This is a genomic window from Roseateles toxinivorans (assembly GCF_004362525.1).
Taxonomy (GTDB): Bacteria; Pseudomonadota; Gammaproteobacteria; order Burkholderiales; family Burkholderiaceae_C; genus Paucibacter; species Paucibacter toxinivorans.
On sequence record NZ_SNXS01000011.1, the window covers coordinates 1 to 20,794 of the forward strand.

Consider the following 20,794-nt stretch of genomic DNA (forward strand, 5'->3'; position numbering starts at 1 on the left):
CGGCAAAACCAAGTGCCGCTAGCGCAGCGGGCTTCAACATTCCACTTCAGGTCGGGGCCAGCACCGATGACTGCGCTTTGTGCAGACCTTCCCTAGGTCCGTCCTCCGGGTTTGCGACAATCCACGGTTTGCCGCGCCCTGCGGCCCCTATGGAACAGTCATGTCATTCGCTTCCCTTGGTTTGACCTCGGCCCTGCTGCGTGCCGTGGGCGAGCATGGCTACCAGGAGCCCACGCCCGTTCAGACCGAGGCCATTCCGCCGGCCCTGCGTGGCGCCGATGTGCTGGCCAGCGCCCAGACCGGCACCGGCAAGACGGCCGCCTTCGGCCTGCCGCTGCTGCAGCGCTTTGTCCAGCAGGGCCGGCTGGAGGGCGCGCGCCGCACCCAGGCCTTGATACTGGTGCCGACGCGCGAGCTGGCCCTGCAGGTCGGCGAGTTCCTGACTGACGTCGGCCGCTTTCTGCTCAACCGGCCGAAGGTGGCGGTGGTGTTCGGCGGCGTCTCGATCAATCCGCAGATGATGGCCCTGCGCGGTGGCGCCGATGTGGTGGTGGCCACGCCGGGCCGGCTGCTGGACCTGGTCGATCACAACGCGCTGAGCCTGGGCGCCGTCAGCCTGCTGGTGCTGGACGAAGCCGACAAACTCTTGAATCTGGGCTTTGCCGACGAGTGGGCGCGCATCCAGGCGCTGCTGCCGGCGCGGCGCCAGAACCTGTTCTTCTCGGCCACCTTCCCGCCCGAGGTGCAGGCGCTGGCACAGACCCTGCTGCTTGATCCAGTCCGTATCGACATCGCCCCCGAACCAGTGGCCGAGATCGTGCAGCGCGCCATCGAGGTGGACGTACCGCGCCGCACCCAGCTGCTGCGCCATCTGATCGAGAGCCAGAATTGGACCCAGGTGCTGGTGTTCGTGGCTACGAAATACGCCAGCGGGCTCGTGGCCGACAAGCTGGGCCGCGCCGGCATACAGGCCGCCAGCCTGCATGGCGACCTGAGCCAGGGCGGGCGGGTGGACGCACTGGAGGACTTCAAGGCCGGCCAGGTGCGCGTGCTGGTGGCCACCGACGTGGCCGCGCGGGGCCTGGACATCTCCAAGCTGCCGGTGGTCGTCAACTACGACCTGCCGCGCGCTGCGGCCGACTACACCCACCGCATCGGCCGCACCGGCCGCGCGGGCCAGGCCGGCCTGGCGGTGAGCTTCATCAGCGCCGGCACCGAGGGGCATTTCCGCCTGATCGAGAAGCGCCAGCAGCAGCGCGTGCCGCGCGAGCAGATCGCCGGCTTCGAGCCGGTGGAAGTCGCCACGCCGGACCAGGCGGTGGGCGGCGTCAAGGGAGCTCGCAAGAGCAAGAAGGACAAGCTGCGCGAGGCGGCCGCAGCCGCTCCAGCTCGCAAGTCCTGACCCCCCGAGGGTTGGTCAGGCGCGGGTCTTGCTGCCGCGGCGCAGCGCCGCCAGGCCCAGCAGACCGGCCAGCATCAGCGCATAGCTGCCGGGCTCGGGCACCGGCGCCGCGGCCACCATGGCGATGCCGCCATTGAAGCTCAGGCCATTGCTGCCCACCGGCAGGTCGGGGTCGCCGATGCGCGGGGGCAGCGGCTGAATGACGATGTTCTCGCCACCGGTGCGCGTCACCAGCGACCAGGCGGTCTGGTCCGGGCCCAGCACCTTGCCGGCCTCGGCCTCGAAGCTGAAGCCCTTGCCGTAGCAGGCCTCGTGCCACAGGCTCAGGCCGCACTCGGAGCCGCCGTAGCCGGGGTAGGTGTACTCCTGCGTCATGTAGTCGGAGAGCTGGTCGCGTGTCAACCATTCCCCCTGAGGCCGGATACCGCTCTGCTCCATATGGCTGATCAGGTCGCCGCCGGGCGCCAGGCTGTCATCGACATACCACTGCATCACGCGGTAGGGATTGTCGAAGCGGCTGTCGCCGGTGGTGTTGGTCCAGCTCGATGGGTTGGCCGCCGTGTCGATGAAACGGTAGGACCAGCCCTGGGGCGACTGGATCGTCTCCTGCTTGATTGCGCCATAGGCATAGGCGCTGAGGATGGGCACCTCGTAGGTCTTGATGAAAGGCGTGTCGGTGCGCCAGTCATGGCGGATCACCTGCGGGTTGCCGCCCAGGTCGGTATAGCTTTCCTGAAGGGCGGCGGTGCCCAGATTGATGACCGCATACTGGAACAGCTTGGTCGTGGCCGAGATGTCCTCGGTGAACCAGACGGTGGCGTACTCCTGCGTGTAGGCCCCGGCGTTCGGAAACGGCTCGGTGACGGCAACGGCGGCATGGCTCTGCGAAGCAGCGACGGCGGCCAAGGTGGCCAGCAGTGTGCGGCTGAAGATCGAATGCATGTAACTCCCTGATTGAATGTCTCGCGCACCCGACAAACCGGGTGAGGCGCGAGGATTCTGCAGGGCCGGGCGGCCTTCGCCTATCCCCTGTATGAGGTTAGTGGCACGTCAATCAATTCGCAGCCAGGCGATTTCAGGGGGTCAGGTCTCGTCATTGGCCGCCGCGTCCAGCGCCAGCCGGCGCGGGTCGCGGGTGTTGATGACCACGGTGTGGGCGGTCTTGTCCTGCAGGGTCTGGCGGTTGGCGTCCCAGAAGATCTGCACAAAACCCATCATGCCGGTGGCGATGCCGGCGGCATAGCCGCCGTAGCGCTTGACGCAGGTCATCAGGGTCAGCGGCTTGCCGGTCAGCTCGACCACCTGCAGGCCCAGCAGGCGCTTGCCAGGCGTCTGGCCGGGCCAGGCCAGCGGCAGCAGAGAGAAATAGGCCAGGGCCCAGGCGTAGCTGAGGCCAAAGGCATCCAGCAGTTTGCGCACCTCTTCACGCAGGCTGAAGGCCTTGGGCTTGCGGGCCTGGGCCAACTGGGCTTCCAGCTCGGCGATGCGCCGCCGCTGACCATCGTCCCTGGCCCCGGCCGAGGCTGCAGATGCGGCGAGCGGGGCTTCGATATCGTCCGCCTCGTCTGCGTCACCGACCGGGGCGCTGGCGGCCGTGCGTGCCTTGCTGGGTGCCGCGACGCGTTGATGCAGATCGTCCCAGAGCTGCTGCGCCGCCAGCGCCAGCAGCAGCGCGATGGCCACCCACACGGCCAGGCGCCGACGGGCCACCGGCTGGCCGCGCCGCAAGCGCGGCCACATCAGCAGCACGAAGGCGACCAGAAGGAAGACATTGCCCAGCTCGGAGACCAGCGCCAGCAGGCCCAGATCGATGGTCATCGCCAGCGCCCGCTGGCGCGGCGTGGCCAACGGCAGGCCCAGCAGCTGCGGGGCGACGTTGAGGTCGTCGGGCGTGATCCAGGCACGCGGATCGTGGGCGGGAGCCGAGGCGGGGGTAGTAGGGGTGGGTAGCACGGCGACGGGCCAGCAGCAGCGAGGGGCCCTACTTTAGACTCGTGGACTAGACCGTGGGCAATGCCATGGCCCCGCCCCGTCACCGAGGATCGCATGAGCTGCTGCCCCCTGCCCGCCCCGCGCGAGAAATACGCTCCGTCGTCACGCCGACTGCTGCTGCTCGCGGGCCTGGCCCTGGCGCTGGCCCTGCCGCTTGCCGGCCCGGTCAAGGCCAGGCCCGGTGATGCGCCGGACAAGCTGATCGAGTGGAATGTGTCGGACTGGCCGCCCTTCTTCGTGTTCCGGCAGGGCCAGCTGCCGGTGACGGCCCAGGACCTGGGTGGTGGCGCCATCGACGGCTTTCTGCGCTTGGTGATCACGCGCCTGCCGCAGTACCAGCACCGCTTTGTATCCATGACCGGGGCCCGCGCCGAGGTCGAGCGCAAGGCCGGCCGTGGCCTGTGCTCGCCGAGCTCGATGCGCACGGCGGAGCGGCTGAAGGAGCGCTTCTTCACCCCGGCCATGCCCACGCTGCCGCTGCAGCTGGTGCTCAGGCGCGACCGGCTGCCCTTGATTGCCGGCGGCAAGGGCTCGGTCTCGCTGCAGCAGCTGACGCGCCGCGACGATGTGCAGGGCCTGGTGATGAGCAACCGCCAGTACGGCCAGGCGCTGGCCCAGTGGGTCAAGCCCGCGCCCGACTCGAACGTCCGAAGCCTGGTGGCGCCACGGGCCGGCAATCTGCTGGCCATGCTGGCGGCCGGCCGCATGGACTACACGCTGGAGTACCCGATGATTGTGGAATACCACCAACGCCAGCAGGGGCGGACCGGCGATCTCGTCACCCTGCCGATCGACGAACTGGGCGAGCCGCCGCTGGGCTACTTCTCCTGCACCCGCAACGCCTGGGGCAAGGCGGTGATCGCCGATATCGACGGCGCGCTGCGCCAGGTGGCGCGCCTGCCCGAGGCGCGCCAGGTCTATGGCCCCTGGATGAGCGAGGCGCTGCGCGCCGGCCATCAGGACCGCATCGACCGCTTCTTCGATCAGCGGGCACGCGGCGGGCCGATGATCGAGTAGGGGCTCAGGGCGCATGGCGCACAAGCGGGTGGCAACGACTTAAGTTCAAGGCGCTGGCGGTCGCCCTCCTGATACGTGACGGCATTGCCGTCGGCAGCCATCTGAGCCAGGCCAAGGCCCAGCGCACCGACCTGATCTGCCAGGACGGCCGGATGGTGCGCGGCGACGGCAGCCTGCTCGACTGGATGTTCGAGGATGCTCACTTCATCTGCACCGATTGGCGGACCTTGCAGGCCGCCGATCAGGCGCAGCTGAAATGACGCGCGTTCAGGGACAGGCCGGGTACTTGGCCTGGAAGCCCGCACGGGTGGCCGGCGCGGTGTAGTCCTCCAGGCTGGGCGTGTTGTTGGTGAACTTGCAGCCGTAGGTCGGGGCGGCCACGATGGCCGCGGTCACCACATCATCGCCCTCCGGCTTGGCCCCGCCGGCCTCCCACTTGACCATGGCGTCGAAGGCCGAGGTCGCCTCGGCCGCGGTGAAGGCGCAATGGCCGACATCGCGGATGGCTCGCTGCACCAGCCACTTGTCCGTGCCCTTGGCCTTGGCGCGCTCGTAGAACACCTGCTCCATCTTGAAGGGCACGAACAGGTCACCCAGCGTGTGGATGCTGACCACCGGCACGTCGAAGTCGGCGCCGGTGACGGGGATGAAGCGCAGGCCGTCGCGGCGGCGGCGGTTGGCGTCGGCCGTCGGCGAGATCTTGAAGATGCCGGCGTTGAAGGCAGCGTCAACGGCGGTGGCGCTGTCACTGCTGCCGTCGATCTTGTAGACCAGGGCCGTGGTGTCCAGGATGTTGTGGTTCAGGATGCCGCTGATCGTGCCGTCGCCGCCGAGTGACGACCAGATGCTGCCCTGGTGGCTTGCACTGGCCCAACCTTCCGCATAGAAGGGTCGCGGGCCGCCGCTGAGGTGCATGACGGCCGTCTTCAGCTTGTCACCCTGGGCATTCGAGACGGTCGGGAAGGTGGACCACAACGCCGCCTGAATCGTCGGCGCGATGGTGGCGAAATCATTGGACGGGAAGCGTGTCATCGGCACGCCGGCCAGGGCCTGCGCCACCACCTGGTAGCCGGCAAAGTAGTTGAACAGCTCGTTGTCGCCCACCACGCCGCACATCGGCACGGCGCCGGCATAGCGGACCTTGTTGTTGGCGAAGCTGCGCGCCTCGATATCGATGGCGGCAGCAGTGATATGGCCACCCATGGACACGCCGGTGATGAAGTACTTGCTGGGCGTGGCCAGCGTGCGGCCCTTGGCGGCGGCGATGCTGACGAAGTTCAGCGCCAGCGCATTGGTGTCTTCGACGCCGGCGCGCACGTCGTAGTAGTTCTTCGTGTAGCTGGACGCGGCCCAGGCATAGCCATTGGCCAGCAGATAGCGCCGCATGATGGGGTTGCCCACCGTCAGATTCGGCCCGGTGCCGGCATAGCCATGGGCCCACATCACCAGCTTGCCGTTCCAGCCGGTCTGCGGCACCTCGATGCGGTAGGCCGCGCCGTTGAGCACGCCGGTCCAGCGATCGGTCTCGACGGCGGCACCGGGCAGGGCCGCGAACGTGGCCTCGACCACCGGAGTGAAGACGCGGGCATCCTGCGGGCGCGTCTCCTCGGGTACCGGTGGAGCCGGCGGAGCGACGACCGGCGGAGCGGGACGGTCATCACTGCCGCCGCCGCAGGCGGCAAGGGTGGCCAGGAACAGCGAACCCAGGGCCAGACGGCCCCGTTGCGAGAGCGAGTCGTTCATGCTTGTCTCCTTGAGCGGCTGCGTGGCCACTGCGGTTGTTGGTCGCCCAGACTAATTCCGCACGCCTGTGCGCAACGTCACCTAGGTGACTTGAAACCGTCCGTGAAAACCAGAAGCTGGCACCTTGGCGACTGTGTCGCCGCCCGGTGCCGCCGATACTGAAATCTACTCCCCGATCGCTCAGGACACATCAATGAACACGCTCTTCTCGCTTCAAGGCCGCATCGCCCTGGTCACCGGCGGCTCGCGCGGCATCGGCCGCATGATTGCCGCGGGCTTTCTGCAGCAGGGCGCCAGGGTCTATATCTCGGCGCGCAAGGCCGAGGCCTGCGACGCCACCGCCGCCGAGCTGTCGGGCTTGGGCGAGTGCATCTCGCTGCCGGCCGATGTGTCCACGGCCGAGGGCGTGGCGGCCCTGGTCGGTGCGCTGGCGGCCCGCGAGAGCCGGCTCGACATCCTGGTCAACAACGCCGGTGCCGCCTGGGGCGCGCCGTTTGACGAGTTCCCCGAGAAGGGCTGGGACAAGGTGGTGGACCTGAACATGAAGACGCCCTTCTTCCTGACCCAGGCGCTGCACGGGATGCTCAAGGCGGGCGCCGCCGCGCGACCGGCCAAGGTGATCAATATTGCCTCGATCGACGGCCAGACGGTCAATCCGCTGGAGACCTATTCCTATGCTGCGAGCAAGGCCGGCCTGATCCATCTGAGCAAGCGCATGGCGCTGCGCCTGATCGAAGACGGCATCGTCGTCAACGCGATCTGCCCCGGGGCCTTTGCCAGCGAAATGAACAAGGACGCCCGCGACCATGGCGAGGCCGTGGCCGCCCGCATACCGGCCAGGCGGGTCGGTGTCGATGACGATATGGCGGCGGCCGCCATCTACCTGGCTTCCCGCGCGGGCGACTACGTGGTGGGCACGACCCTGACGGTGGACGGCGGCGTGAACCTGGTGCGCTGAGGCTCTCCGGCCCTACTCGGTGTCCTTGCCCCATGGCAGGGCCGCCGAGACCTTGCGCTCGGCACCCTTGCGGGTGCGCAGCACCGCCTCGAAGGCCTGGTTGGCGCCATTGACCAGGCTGGTCAGGAGGCCGGCCAGATCGTCCTGGCTCAGCGTGTCGGCGTCGCGGCGGAACTGCTTGATGGCCAGGGCCAGCCGTTCACGCGGTATCGGCACATGGGTGGCCGCGACCACGAACATGGTGCTGAACAGGTCGGGGAACATCGCACTCAGCGCCTTGATGCGCTGCAGCGACTGGGCCGGCGTGTTGCGCGCACCAGGGGCGATCCAGCCCACATCGTCGGGGCCGCTGTCCATGCGCGCCTGCAGGCAGTGGATATGGGCCAGCAGGTACTCGCAGTCGCCGGCCTGGGCGGCCTGCTCGGCGGCCGAGGCACTGCCCCCTTCGGCGGCATAACGTTGCTGCGCCAGCATGGCCAGCGCAGCTTCGAGTTCCGGCAAGCTGGGTGCCTGCGAATCGGCCATATGACCACCTGCGGAAGTGCTGCTATTCAGGCAGCTTCGGCCTTCGGCAGGAATTCTTGACCGGTTCCTGCCGCCAGGCATGCTCACAGCACCCGGAACACCCGCCCGGTCTGGGCGCCCTCGACGCTGCGCTGGTAGGCCAGGCCCACGCGTGCTGCCGGCACTGTCTCGAAACCCTGGAAATAGGGACCGTAGGTGGACACCGACTCGGTCAGCAGGGTCGGGCTGACGGCATTGATGCGGATGCCGCGCGGCAGTTCGATCGCTGCGGCCGCGACAAAGGCCTCAATCGCCCCGTTCACCGCCGTGGCGCTTGCGCCGAAGCGTATCGGGTCCGTGGCCAGCACGCCGCTGGTCAGGGTGATGGAGCCGCCATCGTTCAAATGGCGATGGCCCAGCGTGGCCAGTTGCACCTGGCCCAGCAGCTTGTCCTGCAGGCCCAGGTTGAACTGCTCGGCCGTCATCTCGGTCAGCGGGCCGAAATGCACATTGCCGGCGGTGCAGATGATGGCGTCCACCCGGCCGACCTCCGCCAGCAGGGCCGCCACGCTGCCCGGCCGGGCCAGATCGACGCGGTGCTGGCCGCTGTTGCGCCCGGCGGTGATCAGTTCATGCGCGCCCAGTGCGCCGGTGGCAGCCTGGCCCAGGGTGCCGCTGGCGCCGATCAACAGAATCCTCATGGTGTTTCCCTCAGTGAATGAATGACAGAGACACCATTGTTTTGAAAACCTTCAAACTCATAAAGTAGCGATACATTCATGGACTACAAAGCATAGGTTCGCAATCAACATGGACAAGCTACGCTGCATGGAGGTCATGGTGGCCGTGGTCGAGGCCGGCAGCTTTGCCGGGGCGGCGCGGCAGTTGAATATCTCGGCGGTAATGGTGGGCAAGCACATCCAGCAGCTGGAGGCTCATCTGGGTGCGCGCCTGCTGGCCCGCAGCACGCGCAGCCGGCACAGCCTCAGCGAGGTCGGCGCAGCGTTCTACGAGGACAGCAAGCGGGTGCTGGAGCAGGTGCGATGGGCCGAGTCGGCCGTGGAGCGCAGCCGCGCGGCGCCCCAGGGTCTGCTGCGCATCAGCGCACCGATCACGCTGGGCGGCCAGCTGATTGCGCCGCTGGTCGCGCAATACCTGCTGCAGCACGAGCAGGTGCGGGTGGACCTGCAGCTCAGCGACAGCGTGGTCGATCTGGCCGGCGACGGCATCGACGCCGCCGTGCGCATCGGCCAGGTCGTCGACGAGGGCCTGGTGGCGCGGCCGCTGAAGCCGTACCGCATGGTGATTGCCGCCGCCCCCGCCTACCTGGCCCGGCACGGCCAGCCCAGGCGAGCAGCCGAGCTGGCGCAGCACAGCTGCCTGAGCCATTCGGTCTGGCAGCGCCGCAACGAATGGACCCTGTTCGATGGCCAGGAGGCGCTGCGCTGGCCGGAGGTGGCGCGCTTCAGCTGCAACCAGGGCGACGGCCTGCGCACCGCGGCGCTGCAGGGCCTGGGGCTGATCATGCAGCCCGAGGTGCTGCTGGCCGACGACCTGGCCGCCGGCCGCCTGGTGGCGGTGCTGCAGGGCAGCTCACCGCCGCCGCGGCCGGTGCACCTGCTCTATGCCGCCGACCGCCGCCAGCTGCCCAAGCTGAGCCGCTTCATCGAGCATCTGGTCGGCGCGCTGGGCAGCTGACTCACAGCAGGTTGATGCGCCGGGCCGCCTCGCGCAGCTCGGCACGAAAATCTGGGTGGGCAATCGAGATCATCTCCAGCGCCCGCTGCTTGCCCGACTTGCCGCGCAGCTGAGCCACGCCGAACTCGCTGACCACATAGTTGATGTCGTTCTTGCCGGTGGTCTGGTGGGTGCCGGGCGTCAGGGTCGGCACGATGCGGCTGATGGTGTCGTCCTTGGCCGTGGCCGGCAGCACGATGAAGGCCTTGCCACCGCGCGAGCGGTTGGCGGCGCGCACAAAGTCCACCTGGCCGCCAGTGCCCGAGTAGGGCGCGGGGCCCAGGCTTTCGGAGCCGCACTGGCCCAGCAGGTCGATCTGCAGGGTCGCGTTGATGGCCATCAGCTTGTCGTTCCGGCCGGCCAGATAGGGGTCATTGGTAAAGTCCACCGGATGCATCTCCAGGCCCGGGTTGCGGTCCATATAGCGATACAGCTTTTGCGACCCCAGCGCGAAGGTGGCGATGCACTTGCCGGGCAGATAGCTCTTCCTGCGATTGGTCACCGCGCCGGCCTCGATCAGGGTCAGGATGCCGTCGCCAATCATCTCGGTGTGTATGCCCAGGTCCTGCTTGTGCACCAGCTGCATCACCACCGCGTCGGGAATGCCGCCGTAGCCGATCTGCAAGGTGGAGCCGTCATCGATCATGTCGGCCACGTATTTGCCTATGGCCTGCTGCACCGGCCCGATCTTGGGCAGGCCGACCTCCATCACCGGCTCGCTGCTCTCCACCAGGGCCGCAACCTGGGAGATATGCACATGACAGGCACCAAAGGCAAAGGGCACATTGGGGTTGACCTCCAAGACCACGGCCCGCGCCTTGGCGACCGCCGCCATCGTGTAGTCGGCGCCCAGGCTCAGCGAGAAATAGCCATGGGCATCCATCGGTGACGCCATCGCGAACACCACATCGGCGGCGACCTGTCCACGCTCGATCAGTGCCGGGATCTCGGAGAAGTAGTTGGGGATGAAGTCCACCCAGCCGGCCTGGCCGCCGGGACGCGAGGCGGCGCCGTAGAAAAAGGCGACATGGCGCACATGATCGACCGTCTCGGGGTCAAAGTAGCCGAACTTGCGAACAGCCAGGATCTGCCCGACCTTGACGTCATGAAACCGCCGCCGCTGCTCGGACAGCTCCGTCAACAGGGTCGGAGGCTCACCAACGCCGGTGGGCACGATGATGAAGTCGCCGTCGCGGACCTGGGTGATCGCGTCCGCGGCGCTGACGAGTTTCTGGCGGTACTGCTGCTGGGCTGACATGGGCGAATCTCCTGATGGGCTTTGGACCAGTGTGGCAGCCCTGCCTGACCAGAGCTTGACCGCCGCGTTTGCCGGAGAATGACCGGGTCGCGCCCATCGATCCAAGGAGTAAGCCATGCACCGTCGGTCCGCATTGATTCTTTCCCTGGCCTTGTCCTTGGGACTCGGCGCCTGCGCCCATCTGGGCCGCGACCCGCAGCTGTCACCCGCACTCAGCACCGGCGACGACGTGGTCGCGCGCTACGGCCCGCCGGCAAGGATCTGGACGAACGCGGACGGCGGCCGCACGCTGGAGTACTCGCAGCAGCCCTGGGGCACCAGCTGCTATATGGTCCGGCTCGGGCCGGACGGCAGGATGATCAGCATCGAGGACACCCTGCTCTATGCCAGCCGCTTCAGCATTGAGCCCGGCATGACACCCGAGCAGGTCAGCCGCTTGCTGGGCCGGGAGCGCAGCCGCGTGTTCTTCAGCCTCAGCCGCGAAGACGTCTGGGACTGGAACGTGATGCCCGACCAGAGCGGCTACAAGCTGCGCTTCAACGTCCATTTCAAGAACGGCACGGTGTTCCGGCTGAGCCAGAGCACGGTGTTCCCGGACAAATTCTTCCCGTTCGAGGATTGAGCCGGCCACAGGCCATCGCGAGGCGGGGCCCCGGGCCTGCTCAGCCGCCGGCTTCGAGCGGCATCGCCGCGGTAGCGTCGCCACCCGCGACCGGGCGCTCCAGCTGGGCCGGCCAAAGAGCCAGGAACTCAAGCACCTGCGGCGGCGTCATCGGCCTGGCCAGCCAATAGCCCTGCACCGAGTCACAGTCATAGCGCTGCAGCATCTCGGCCTGAGCGGCGTCTTCGACGCCCTCGGCCACGATCTTCATATCCAGTGTGCGTGCCAGGCTGACGATGGTTTTCACGATCGCCCGGGCATCTCGCCGCGACAGCAGTTCGAGCACGAAGCTGCGGTCAATCTTCAGCGTGTCGAAGGGAAAGCGCCGCAGATAGGCCAGTGAGGAGTAGCCGGTGCCGAAGTCATCCAAGGCAATGCGCAGGCCCAGGGCCTGCAGCGCATGCAGCACCTGCATCGTGGCCTGGGTTTCGTTGAGAAACACCGATTCGGTGATCTCCAGCTCCAAGGCCACCGCCGGGAGGCCGCTGGCTTGCAGCGCCGCCTCGACGCTGCGGCACAGCTCGTGGGACATTGCCTGCACCGGCGAGACATTGACCGCCACGGTCAGCCCGGCGGGCCATTGCATCGCCTCCAGGCAGGCCTGCTTGACGACCCAGGCGCCGATTTCGCCGATCAGACCGCACTCCTCGGCCACCGGCACAAACTCCCCGGGCGGCACCGCACCCAGTTCGGGATGCGTCCAGCGCAGCAGCGCCTCGAAACCCTTCACCCGCCAATCGCCCAGACTGACCTGCGGCTGGAAGTGCAAGGACAGCTCCTGGCGCTGCAGGGCGCCGCGCAAGGCCTGCTCAACCGCCAGGCGGCGTCGCGTCACGGCAGCCATCTGCGGAGCGAAGAATCGAAAGTCACCACGCCCGGCCGATTTGGCCGCGTACAGCGCCAGGTCGGCATTGTTCAGCAGGACGTCGATCGCGGTGCCGTCCTTGGGCGCCATCGCCACGCCGATGCTGATGCGTGCCACCACATGGGCGCCCTGTACCTCACAGGGCAGCTGCACGCCATCGAGCAGTCTGCGGGTCAGCAGATCGGCCTCGGCACGGGACGAGACGTCCCGCAGGATCACCGCGAATTCGTCACCGCCCAGGCGCGCCACGGTGTCGCTGCGCCGGGTGCAGGCCTGCAGGCGCCGCGCCACCTCCTGCAGCAACGCGTCGCCCGCGGCATGACCATGCGTGTCGTTGACGATCTTGAAATGGTCAAGGTCCATGCCCAGCACGGCAAACGGAACCATTTCGCCAAAGGCCGGCGTCAACAGCTGCTCGAGCTGGCTGCGGAACTGATGGCGGTTGGCCAGTCCGGTCAGCGCATCAAAGTGCGCCATCCAGTTGAGTTGTCGGTTCGCCTGCTGTGCCTCGGTCACGTCGCTGGCCACGCCGCGCCAACCGGCATGGCGGCCGTTCGCGTCGACCAGCGGCTTGGCGCTAAGCGACCACCAGTGCGTGCGCCGCCCCTGCACCACGGCCAGCATCTGGTCGCGAAACGGCACGCGCCCGGCCGCGTGCAGGCGCAATGCCGACAGGTGCTCGGCTGCAAATTCGTCATCGGCAGGCAGCTTGCGCTCCAGCAACTCGAACACCGGCAGCGTCGCAAGCTGGTCGATCGGAATGGCAAACAGGGCGGCGAGCCGCGGCGTGACATGACACAGCCTCCCCTGGGCATCGATTTCCCAGAGCAGATCGCTGGCGTTCTCCTCGAAGTCGCGCAGCAGCAGGCCGATCAGCTCGTTTTGCCGCGCCGCCTCGGCCTCGGCCATCAGGCGGGCGCCAAACAGGCGCGCGGTGGACCACACGCTGGCGACCACGATCATCATGTAGATCAGCAGCAGTGCCCCCACCGGCAGCGCCAGCGGGAAATCGGCCAGGAACAGCGACAGCGCGGCGCCCAGCCCGACTATCAGCACATAGGCGGTGCCGGCTGCGGGCGTGGTCGCCAGGGCAAAGCCGCCAGCGCACATCATGCCGGTGGTGATGGTGGCTATCAGCAACTGCCCTGGGCCGTCGCTATCGGGAAACAGCGCCAGCGGCAAGGCCGCCCACAGCGCCCCCAGCAAGGCGGCATGGTGGGTGGCGCGTCGCAGCGCGCGAGGTGATGCGCTCAGCCAGGTGGGCCGACTGCGCAAGCGCAGCCACGCGCGCACGCCAAGGACCACCACCCCTGCGATGGCCAGCGACCAGAACAGCAGGAACAGCGCGTGTCCGCCCGCGTGGAACGTGAGCAGTATCAGGCCCACGTTGAGCGCGTTGGCGACCATCGTCAGCGGCGTCAGGCGCAGCACGGCCTGCAACTGACGCGCACGGAACAGGCTGGCGACCGGCTCGGCAGCCTCATAGGGCCGGAACCGCTCCTTCAAGCGCCGAACCGAATGTCGGTCGAGCAAGCGAGCGAACGAATCAGAGGTCAACGCTGCTCCGAAAATGCTAATTTCGAACATCTTCGCACTTTGGACGCCGGCGTGGGCCGGGATTCGCGCGCATTTGTGCCGCTTGTCAGGCCGACCTCGGTGTCAATCGGCCCGGCGCTGGATGTCCTGTGCCAGCTGCCACAGCGCGGCGCGATGGGCGCTGACCAGGGCATCGGGTGTGGCCTCGGCGCTGGGCACCTCGATGCGGCCATCGAACACCTGGGCGGGGCTCTTGCCGCTGGGGTCTATCAGCATCCAGCGCGCCGCCAGCACCACACCCAGGCCGTCGGCACGGGCCTCGAGCTGCTGGATCTCGACGCGCAGCTGGCGGCCCACCACCACGCCGGGCGGCACCGGTGCGCGCCAGACCTGATCGGCACCGCGCAAGCGTGCCAGGTCTTGCTGCAGCAGGCGCGGCACCGCATCGCGCAGCGGCTCGGCCCAGCGATGGCCGGTCAGCGCCGTCAGGCCCGCCTGGCCGCTGGGGCGCAGCAGCGCGTCGCGGTCCAGGTATTCGGGCAACTGCACGGCGCCCAGCGCCCAGCGCTCGCCGGCGCCGGCAGTGATCTGCAAGGCCGGGCCCGGTGGGTCGGCGCGCAGCTGGTAGAGCTGCACCGGTGGCGAGCTGCTGCAGGCGTTCACCAGCAGCAACAGGGCAACAGACAACAAACGGGTCGGCATGGTCATCGTCCATCCGGTTGAAGGTGGGATCATCAGCGCCGCCCCTTGATCACGGCCTCGGGCTGCTGATCCAGGGTCTCGGCCAGCTCGCGCAGGGCGCGCGCGGCCTTGGCCACATCCTGCAGGCTGCGCTGCAGCTGCTGGTTCAACGGTGCCTCGTTGGCGGTGGTGTCGCGCAGGGCGGCGGCGGTCAGCGCCAGCTCGTCGGCAGCGCGTCGCAGGCTCTGCACCAGCGGCGCGTCGGGGCCAAGGGTGCCGGACACGCCCTGGGCGGTATCGGCGATGCGCCGGGCCGAGCTGCCGACGCTGCTGGCCGCCTGCCCGACCTCCAGCAAGGCCTGGCGGGCGGTGTCGGTCGCGTTCTGCGCACTGCCCAGCAGCGGCTCGGCGCGGCGGTCGAGCTTCTCGGTCAGGCTGCGCAGCCGCGCGGTGATGGCGGCCATGTCCTTGACCGCCTGGTTCAGCTCGGCACTGCCCAGCAGCTCGCGCCCCGAGCTGGCAATGGCCGAGATATCGCTGACCAGTCGCTTGAAGTCCAGCTCATTGACCTGGTTCTGCAATTCCTGCAGGCCAGTGAAGATGGTCGGAATCTCGGCGTCGGGGTCATTGCCATTGACGCGGCGGGCCGGCTTGTCGGGGCGAAAATCCAGGTCGACATAAAGCTGGCCGGTGAGCAGGCTCTGCATGGCCAGCTGCGCGCGCAGGCCGCGTTCGACCATGCCCGGCAGGGCCAGCGCCGGATCGTCGGACTTGTTGCCGCCGCTGACATTGCGCAGCATGTCGCGATCCAGCTCGGCGGTGACCGGGATGATCACCGTGCTGGTGGACTTGTCATAGGCCAGGCCGATGGACTTGACGCTGCCCAGGCGCACGCCGCGGAACACCACCGGCGCGCCCACCTGCAGGCCGTAGATCGATCCGCCGAAATGCATCACCACCTGCTGCTTGCGCACCAGCAGCTGGCCGCCGGCGAGCAGGAAGACGGTGACGAACAGCAGGGCCAGGGCGCCGACGACGAACAGGCCCAGCAGCGCCGGATTGATCTTGCGATGCCGGGGCAGCGCCGTCATGCCCGCGCTCCACGGCGCATGAACTCGCGCACATGCTCGGGGCCATGCTCCAGCAGGGCGCGCGGTGAGTCCAGCGCGATCATGGTTTTCTCCTTGGCATCCAGAAACAGGGCGCGGTCGGCGACCGCGAAAATGCTGTCCAGCTCATGGGTGACCATCACCACCGTCGTGCCCAGATGATGGCGCAGATTCAGTATCAGCTCGTCAAGCCGGGCCGAGGTCAACGGGTCCAGGCCGGCCGAGGGCTCATCGAGGAAGAGCAGCGGCGGGTCCAGCGCCATCGCGCGGGCAATCGCGGCGCGCTTCTTCATGCCGCCGCTGAGGTCGGCCGGCGAGACATCGAAGCTGCCGGAGAGCCCGACCAGGGCCAGCTTGAAACGGGCCACCGTCTCGATCTCGCCCTCGTCGAGCTCCGTGAACTCGCGCAGCGGCAGCATCACGTTCTCGCCCACCGTCATCGAGCTCCACAGCGCGCCGGCCTGGAACATCACGCCGAAGCTGCGGCGCAGTGCGTCCATCTGATCATCATCGGCCTCACCCAGATCGACCTCGCCGTAATGGATGCTGCCGCGGGCCGCCCGGTGCAGGCCGATCAGATGGCGCAGCAGGGTGCTCTTGCCGCAGCCGCTGCCGCCCATCAGGACCAGGATCTCGCCGGCGCGCACATCGAAGCTCAGATCGCGCTGGATGATCTTGCGCCCATAGGCCATGGTCAGGTCACGGACCTGTATCAGCGGTGCTACGCTCGTGCCCCCGTCCATCACCAGTCCAGCCGCTGGAACATCATCGTCAGCGCCGAGGCAGCGACGACGATCCAGACAATCGCCTGCACCACGGCGGCGGTGGTGGCGTCACCGACCGCCTGGGCGCTGCGCCCGGCATTGAGCCCCTGCCGGCAGCCGGCCAGCGCGACCAGCACTGCATAGACCGTGCCCTTGAGCAGGCCTATGCCCAGGTGCGACAGGGTCAGCGAATCGCGGCAGTGCACCAGGTACTCGATCGGTTCGACGTCATAGATGCCCACGGCCACCAGCAGACCGGCCAGCATGCCGACCAGGGCCGCATAGGTGGTCAGCAGCGGCGCCACCAGCAGCATCGCCAGCACCCGCGGCAGCACCAGATGCTCGACCGGATTCAGGCCCATGGACTGCAGCGCATCGATCTCCTCGTTGGCCTGCATGCTGCCCAGCTGGGCGGCGAACGCCGCGCCGACGCGGCCGGCCAGGATGATGCCGGTCATCAGCGCGGCGATCTCGCGCACCACACCGATGGTGACCAGGTCGGCCATATAGATCTGCGCGCCAAAGCGCTGCAGCTGGGCCGCCCCCATATAGGCCAGGATCAGGCCGACCAGAAAGCTGACCAGCGAAACGATACCGAGGCTGGACGGGCCGGTGGCCTGCAGCTGGTGCATGAAGTCGGCCTTGCGCATGGCGGTGCGGCCGCGCAGCGCCCGCGCAGCAGCCTGCAGCACCTCGCCGACGAAGCGCAAGGTGGTCTGCCCCCGGTCCAGGCGCTCGGCCCATTGCAACCCGATGCGGGACAGCAGCCTCGAACGCGGAGCGGGCGCAGCGCTGGCAAGCCCCGACCCCGCCAGCGCCAGCACCTCGCGAAGGCCCTCGGGCAGGCCGGCGGGGTCGAGCCTGGCGCCGCGACCGGCCAGGGCCCACAGGGCCGAGGCCAGACCGCTATCGAAGTGGGTTAGGTCTTGCGTGTCCACCCTCAGCTGCTGCCCCGCCGCCAGCCCAGCAGGCGGCGCCGGCAGGCTGGCCCGGCCACGCCAGTCGCCCGCCAAGCGCAGCAGGGCGCCATCGGACAGGGCTTCCCAGGCGGCACTGGGCGGTGGATCGGACGCGGCTTCGGTCGGCATGCGTTGGCGCTTGGGCAAGCAGCAAAGGGCTGGAGCAATGGGCTCGACTCTATACGCTGAAACAGGTCAACGCGTGAATTTTCAGGCTGGCATTGCGCCGCAAACATCGCTAGAGTCGGCCCCAAAAACTGCGGGAGGACAAGATGGCAAAGCCCATCGCGTTCGGCATCGTCATGGATGCCGAGGACGACGATATGCAGACGCGACCGCCGCCGTTTCAGGCGCCACCACCTGCCAGCCGGCCTGCACCACCGGCCCGGCAACCCGCCGGGATGGCCGCACGCCTGTGCGCGTTCCTGCTGGACGCCCTGCTGATGCTGGCGCTGAGCGCGCCGCTGATGTGGCTGGCCTATCGCGAACCGATCGCGCGGCTGGATGATGTTCGGCCGCTGAGCATGGCCATCAACTGGCTGCTCCCAGGTCTGATCTGCATCCTGTTCTGGTGCTGGCAGGGGGCCACGCCGGGCAAGCTGCTGGCCGGCATCCGCGTCATCGACATGCGCACCGGCGCCAGGCCGGGCCTGTGGCAAAGCCTGCTGCGCTGGCTGGGCTACTTTGTGTCGGCACTGCCGCTGGGACTGGGCCTGTTGTGGGCGGCCATCGATCCCGACAAGCGTGCCTGGCACGACCGCCTGGCCGGCACCCAGGTGGTGCGGCGCCGCCCGCGCAACAACGACGAGCCGGGCTATTTCGCCGCCCACTGGCGAGGCGAGCAAAGCCTGGTCCAAAGCTTCTGGCTCAACAATATGCTGCTGTCGGTGCCGCTGGCCTTTGCGCTGACCGGCCTGATGACCTGGATCAGCATGAAGGGCGAGGCCTTGCAGGCGGGCAGCATCGCGATGCTGATCGGCTGGCCGCTGATGCTGATCGTCGATGTCTGGTGCATCGTTGGCGCCTGGCGGGCCGCAGCGGCCTACCGCCGGATCGGCGGCTCGGCGCTGTGGGCCAACCTGGCCCGGCTGTGCCTGGCTCTGGGGGCGCTGCAGACGCTGGCCTCGGCTCTGATCGGATTCGCCCCGCAGTCGGGCGAGTTCCTGCAGATGGCGCGAGGCATCGACCCGATCGGACAGGCGGTGCTGAAGCTCTCGGACGATGGCCGCACACTGCGCCTGGAGGGCCCCATCGGCATGGGCGATGCGACACGGTTGCAGCGCCTGCTGACCACCGCGCCGCAGCCGGTGCGTCTGGTCGAACTGGCCTCGCCGGGGGGCCGGGTCCATGAGGCCGAGCGCATGGTGGCGCTGGTGCGCAAGGTCGGGGCCGATACCCGGGCGGTCGGCGGCTGCGAGAGTGCCTGCACGCTGGTGTTCCTGGCCGGCACCCAACGCCAGCTGATGCCCGGGGCGCAGCTGGGCTTTCACCGCGCCTCCAGCGGCACCTACAACCCGGTGTTCGACGAGGTGGCCAATCAACACCTGGCCGGCACCTACCGCGACATGGGCCTGCCCGAATCGTTCATCAGCCGCACTCTGCGCACGCCCGCGCACAGCATGTGGTACCCGGCCAGCGAGGAGCTGGCCTCCCATGCACTGATCGCCGCCCTGCCGCAGACACTGGATGTGACCCTGCCCGATGGCGACAGCGTGTCGACGATAGACTTCAAGGAGGCGCTGCGCGGCAATCCGGCCTGGTACCGGCTGGAAATGCGCTACCCCGGCCTGCTGACGACGGCAGCCGCCCGCATGCAACAGGCCCGCGCCGCCGGCGGCGGCGAAGCGGCCCAGCAGGGCGCCGCACTGGAGGTACTGGCCGGTCATATGCCCGAGCTGTTGCTGGGCGGCCCGCCGGAGCTGCGCCATCGCTATCTGCTGGTACTGAAAGCCCAGCTGCAAGCCGCCCAGACCGGCGGCGGCGGCCTGTGCCAGGCTTTGCTCGCCGGCCAGCTGAACCAGCGCCGGCACCTGCCCGTCGAGCTTCAGGCCAGGGAGACGGCCTGGCTGATCGCCGCCGCCGACGCGCCGGCGATGCGACGCCTGCCCGCCCCACCCAGCGCGCTCGAACTGGAGGTAGTGCGGCGCGACCTGAGCGTCCCGGTGCCGGGCCTGCTGCAGGGCGTCTGGGCGCCGGCCTCGGCTCAGGCCCCACGTCCCTGCGAGCAGGTGATACGGGCACTGAATGAGGTCGCGGCGCTGCCCGCGGCGCAGCGCGAGCTGGCGCAGCGGCTGATGTTCCAGCGCCTGGAGGCCCCACGTCTGCAGTCCTGAGGATTGATGCGGCCGCCGCGAGGGATGACACTGTCCGGTCCGACCTTGGAGACCATCATGCTCATCCTCAGCAACCGCGAACTGACCTTGCCGGGCGACGCCTTCGGCACCAGCTTTCAACCGGGCGCAGACGCCCTCAGCATGGCCTCGGCAGCGCGCAGCGGCGGCGGCTGGCAGCTCGCTTCGGCGCAGGCGTCGGTCAAGGACGATGCGGTGATCCATGCGCTGCTGCCGCTGTTCCAGGGGCCGAAGCCGGTGCTGGTCTGGCTGCATGGCAATAGCAACACGCCGACCGATTGCTTCGAGCGCTGCGAGCGCCTCGGCCAGCTCTACGGGCTCGAGGTGGTCGGCTTCTCCTGGCCCTCGGAGGGCCTGCTGCCGGACGGCACCGAGCTGCCACGCCTGCCGCCGGCCCCCATGGCCGCAGAGGACGAGAACGCCCTCGCCGCGGTCAAGACCGACAACCGCAGCGAAGGCCCCGCGCAACGCATCCTGCGGCGCTACCGCCAGGCCAAGCTCAACGCCCAGGACTCGACCGATGCGCTGGCCCGATTTCTGCGCCTCGTGGCCGTGGCTCGGCTGTATGCCAATCAGCAGCCCTTCACGCTGGGCGTGCACAGCCTGGGCGTCCACTTTCTGCAGAACTGCCTGCAGGTGGCGGGCGCCACCGAATCGGTCGGCACCGCCCACAACATCGCCCTGCTGGCGCCCTGCGCCCGCGCCGAGGGCCATCTGTCCTGGCTGCGCACCTTGCAGCCCAAGGGCCAGGTGTTCGTGACCTATAACAAGGGCGACTCGGTGCTGTTCGGCGCCTTTGTGGCCGATGGCCAGCAACTCAAGCTAGGCACCGACCCCGGCTCGGCGCGGCTGGCGGCGCCCAATGTCCGCTACATCAGCTTCAGCAATGCCAAGGTCGATGCGGGGGGCCACGGCTATTTTGTGATGAGCGGCATGCCGGCCAGGACCAAGAAACTGTTCAAGCGCATCCTGGGCTCGGAGCGCGACATCCAGGGCACCGAGTTCCCGCGCCAGGTCTATCCGATTGGCTGCGATGGCGACGGTGTGACCTGCTATATGGCCAAGCCCGAGGCCGAACCGGCCGACGGCAGCTGAACCGCTCCCCGGGATTCTGCCGGGGTGCGCGGCCCGGCAATCCGGGCTATCGTGGGTCGGCCTGACCACCACCAATGCGGTGCGCGTGCAGGCCGCAGCCATCAGCACCGACCCGGCCGTGGACGCTGCCTTCAAGGCCGACATTGCCGCCGCGATTGCCGA

Annotated in this window: 18 protein-coding genes; 7 read left to right on the top strand and 11 right to left on the bottom strand. The window is 68.4% G+C overall.

Annotation, left to right across the window (positions count from 1 at the left end; genetic code table 11):
• The first annotated feature begins 160 nt into the window (after positions 1-160).
• Entirely contained in the window at positions 161-1,402 is a 1,242-nt protein-coding gene (locus tag DES47_RS24655) for a DEAD/DEAH box helicase (protein WP_133703439.1), read from the top strand.
• 15 nt (positions 1,403-1,417) lie between these two features.
• Here the strand turns inward: DES47_RS24655 and DES47_RS29050 are convergent, their stop codons facing one another.
• Positions 1,418-2,344, bottom strand: coding sequence for a PEP-CTERM sorting domain-containing protein (locus DES47_RS29050; protein WP_208115109.1), 927 nt, complete (start codon positions 2,342-2,344; stop codon positions 1,418-1,420).
• 141 nt (positions 2,345-2,485) lie between these two features.
• Positions 2,486-3,355 (bottom strand): RDD family protein, encoded by an 870-nt coding sequence (locus DES47_RS24665; protein ID WP_133703440.1) that lies wholly within the window; start codon positions 3,353-3,355, stop codon positions 2,486-2,488.
• A gap of 93 nt (positions 3,356-3,448) precedes the next feature.
• On the opposite strand from DES47_RS24665, the gene DES47_RS24670 reads away from it, so the two are divergent.
• Positions 3,449-4,411 (top strand): TIGR02285 family protein, encoded by a 963-nt coding sequence (locus DES47_RS24670; RefSeq protein ID WP_166652155.1) that lies wholly within the window; start codon positions 3,449-3,451, stop codon positions 4,409-4,411.
• A gap of 267 nt (positions 4,412-4,678) precedes the next feature.
• Here the strand turns inward: DES47_RS24670 and DES47_RS24675 are convergent, their stop codons facing one another.
• Complete coding sequence (locus DES47_RS24675) at positions 4,679-6,154, bottom strand: alpha/beta hydrolase family protein (protein WP_133703442.1); 1,476 nt, start codon at positions 6,152-6,154, stop codon at positions 4,679-4,681.
• A 193-nt stretch (positions 6,155-6,347) separates the two neighbouring features.
• Between DES47_RS24675 and DES47_RS24680 the strand changes: the two genes are divergently transcribed.
• Entirely contained in the window at positions 6,348-7,112 is a 765-nt protein-coding gene (locus DES47_RS24680; RefSeq protein WP_133703443.1) for an SDR family oxidoreductase, read from the top strand.
• Between the two features lie 12 nt (positions 7,113-7,124).
• Here DES47_RS24680 and DES47_RS24685 read toward each other — a convergent pair whose 3' ends face one another.
• Complete coding sequence (locus DES47_RS24685) at positions 7,125-7,637, bottom strand: hypothetical protein (RefSeq protein ID WP_133703444.1); 513 nt, start codon at positions 7,635-7,637, stop codon at positions 7,125-7,127.
• 83 nt (positions 7,638-7,720) lie between these two features.
• A complete protein-coding gene (locus DES47_RS24690; RefSeq protein WP_133703445.1) occupies positions 7,721-8,317 on the bottom strand; it encodes a short chain dehydrogenase in 597 nt (198 codons plus the stop codon).
• Positions 8,318-8,426: 109 nt separating this feature from the next.
• Here DES47_RS24690 and DES47_RS24695 point away from each other — a divergent pair, with 109 nt between their 5' ends.
• Complete coding sequence (locus tag DES47_RS24695) at positions 8,427-9,314, top strand: LysR family transcriptional regulator (RefSeq protein ID WP_133703446.1); 888 nt, start codon at positions 8,427-8,429, stop codon at positions 9,312-9,314.
• A gap of 1 nt (position 9,315) precedes the next feature.
• On the opposite strand, the gene DES47_RS24700 is transcribed toward DES47_RS24695, so the two are convergent.
• Positions 9,316-10,611: an acetyl-CoA hydrolase/transferase family protein gene (locus tag DES47_RS24700; protein WP_133703447.1), complete on the bottom strand. Its 1,296-nt coding sequence runs from the start codon at positions 10,609-10,611 to the stop codon at positions 9,316-9,318.
• Positions 10,612-10,726: 115 nt separating this feature from the next.
• On the opposite strand from DES47_RS24700, the gene DES47_RS24705 reads away from it, so the two are divergent.
• A complete protein-coding gene (locus DES47_RS24705) occupies positions 10,727-11,233 on the top strand; it encodes a hypothetical protein (RefSeq protein WP_133703448.1) in 507 nt (168 codons plus the stop codon).
• Between the two features lie 40 nt (positions 11,234-11,273).
• Here the strand turns inward: DES47_RS24705 and DES47_RS24710 are convergent, their stop codons facing one another.
• The 5 genes from DES47_RS24710 to DES47_RS24730 all read right to left on the bottom strand — a co-directional run bounded on the left by DES47_RS24710 (position 11,274) and on the right by DES47_RS24730 (position 17,315).
• A complete protein-coding gene (locus DES47_RS24710) occupies positions 11,274-13,643 on the bottom strand; it encodes a putative bifunctional diguanylate cyclase/phosphodiesterase (protein ID WP_133703449.1) in 2,370 nt (789 codons plus the stop codon).
• Positions 13,644-13,796: 153 nt separating this feature from the next.
• Positions 13,797-14,375, bottom strand: coding sequence for a PqiC family protein (locus tag DES47_RS24715; protein ID WP_166652156.1), 579 nt, complete (start codon positions 14,373-14,375; stop codon positions 13,797-13,799).
• A gap of 32 nt (positions 14,376-14,407) precedes the next feature.
• Positions 14,408-15,445, bottom strand: a complete 1,038-nt coding sequence (locus DES47_RS24720; protein WP_133703451.1) for an MlaD family protein — start codon at positions 15,443-15,445, stop codon at positions 14,408-14,410.
• A complete protein-coding gene (locus DES47_RS24725) occupies positions 15,442-16,206 on the bottom strand; it encodes an ABC transporter ATP-binding protein (protein ID WP_133703452.1) in 765 nt (254 codons plus the stop codon). The genes DES47_RS24720 and DES47_RS24725 overlap by 4 nt, the downstream gene beginning before the upstream one ends.
• Positions 16,206-17,315: an MlaE family ABC transporter permease gene (locus tag DES47_RS24730; RefSeq protein WP_133703453.1), complete on the bottom strand. Its 1,110-nt coding sequence runs from the start codon at positions 17,313-17,315 to the stop codon at positions 16,206-16,208. Before DES47_RS24730 ends, DES47_RS24725 begins: the two co-directional genes overlap by 1 nt.
• 143 nt (positions 17,316-17,458) lie before the next feature.
• Between DES47_RS24730 and DES47_RS29055 the strand changes: the two genes are divergently transcribed.
• Together DES47_RS29055 and DES47_RS24740 are read left to right on the top strand one after the other, a co-directional pair.
• On the top strand, positions 17,459-19,519 hold the full coding sequence (locus DES47_RS29055; RefSeq protein WP_208115110.1) for an RDD family protein: 2,061 nt from the start codon (positions 17,459-17,461) through the stop codon (positions 19,517-19,519).
• A 57-nt stretch (positions 19,520-19,576) separates the two neighbouring features.
• Positions 19,577-20,632 (top strand): alpha/beta hydrolase, encoded by a 1,056-nt coding sequence (locus DES47_RS24740; protein WP_166652157.1) that lies wholly within the window; start codon positions 19,577-19,579, stop codon positions 20,630-20,632.
• The last annotated feature ends 162 nt before the right edge of the window (positions 20,633-20,794 follow it).

Coding starts and splice junctions, on each gene's coding strand:
- DES47_RS24655 (WP_133703439.1), top strand. CDS start 161: ATGTCATTCGCTTCCCTTGGTTTGACCTCGGCCCTGCTGCGTGCCGTG.
- DES47_RS29050 (WP_208115109.1), bottom strand. CDS start 2,344: ATGCATTCGATCTTCAGCCGCACACTGCTGGCCACCTTGGCCGCCGTC.
- DES47_RS24670 (WP_166652155.1), top strand. CDS start 3,449: ATGAGCTGCTGCCCCCTGCCCGCCCCGCGCGAGAAATACGCTCCGTCG.
- DES47_RS24675 (WP_133703442.1), bottom strand. CDS start 6,154: ATGAACGACTCGCTCTCGCAACGGGGCCGTCTGGCCCTGGGTTCGCTG.
- DES47_RS24680 (WP_133703443.1), top strand. CDS start 6,348: ATGAACACGCTCTTCTCGCTTCAAGGCCGCATCGCCCTGGTCACCGGC.
- DES47_RS24685 (WP_133703444.1), bottom strand. CDS start 7,637: ATGGCCGATTCGCAGGCACCCAGCTTGCCGGAACTCGAAGCTGCGCTG.
- DES47_RS24690 (WP_133703445.1), bottom strand. CDS start 8,317: ATGAGGATTCTGTTGATCGGCGCCAGCGGCACCCTGGGCCAGGCTGCC.
- DES47_RS24695 (WP_133703446.1), top strand. CDS start 8,427: ATGGACAAGCTACGCTGCATGGAGGTCATGGTGGCCGTGGTCGAGGCC.
- DES47_RS24700 (WP_133703447.1), bottom strand. CDS start 10,611: ATGTCAGCCCAGCAGCAGTACCGCCAGAAACTCGTCAGCGCCGCGGAC.
- DES47_RS24705 (WP_133703448.1), top strand. CDS start 10,727: ATGCACCGTCGGTCCGCATTGATTCTTTCCCTGGCCTTGTCCTTGGGA.
- DES47_RS24715 (WP_166652156.1), bottom strand. CDS start 14,375: ATGCCGACCCGTTTGTTGTCTGTTGCCCTGTTGCTGCTGGTGAACGCC.
- DES47_RS24720 (WP_133703451.1), bottom strand. CDS start 15,445: ATGACGGCGCTGCCCCGGCATCGCAAGATCAATCCGGCGCTGCTGGGC.
- DES47_RS24725 (WP_133703452.1), bottom strand. CDS start 16,206: ATGGACGGGGGCACGAGCGTAGCACCGCTGATACAGGTCCGTGACCTG.
- DES47_RS24730 (WP_133703453.1), bottom strand. CDS start 17,315: ATGCCGACCGAAGCCGCGTCCGATCCACCGCCCAGTGCCGCCTGGGAA.
- DES47_RS29055 (WP_208115110.1), top strand. CDS start 17,459: ATGGCAAAGCCCATCGCGTTCGGCATCGTCATGGATGCCGAGGACGAC.
- DES47_RS24740 (WP_166652157.1), top strand. CDS start 19,577: ATGCTCATCCTCAGCAACCGCGAACTGACCTTGCCGGGCGACGCCTTC.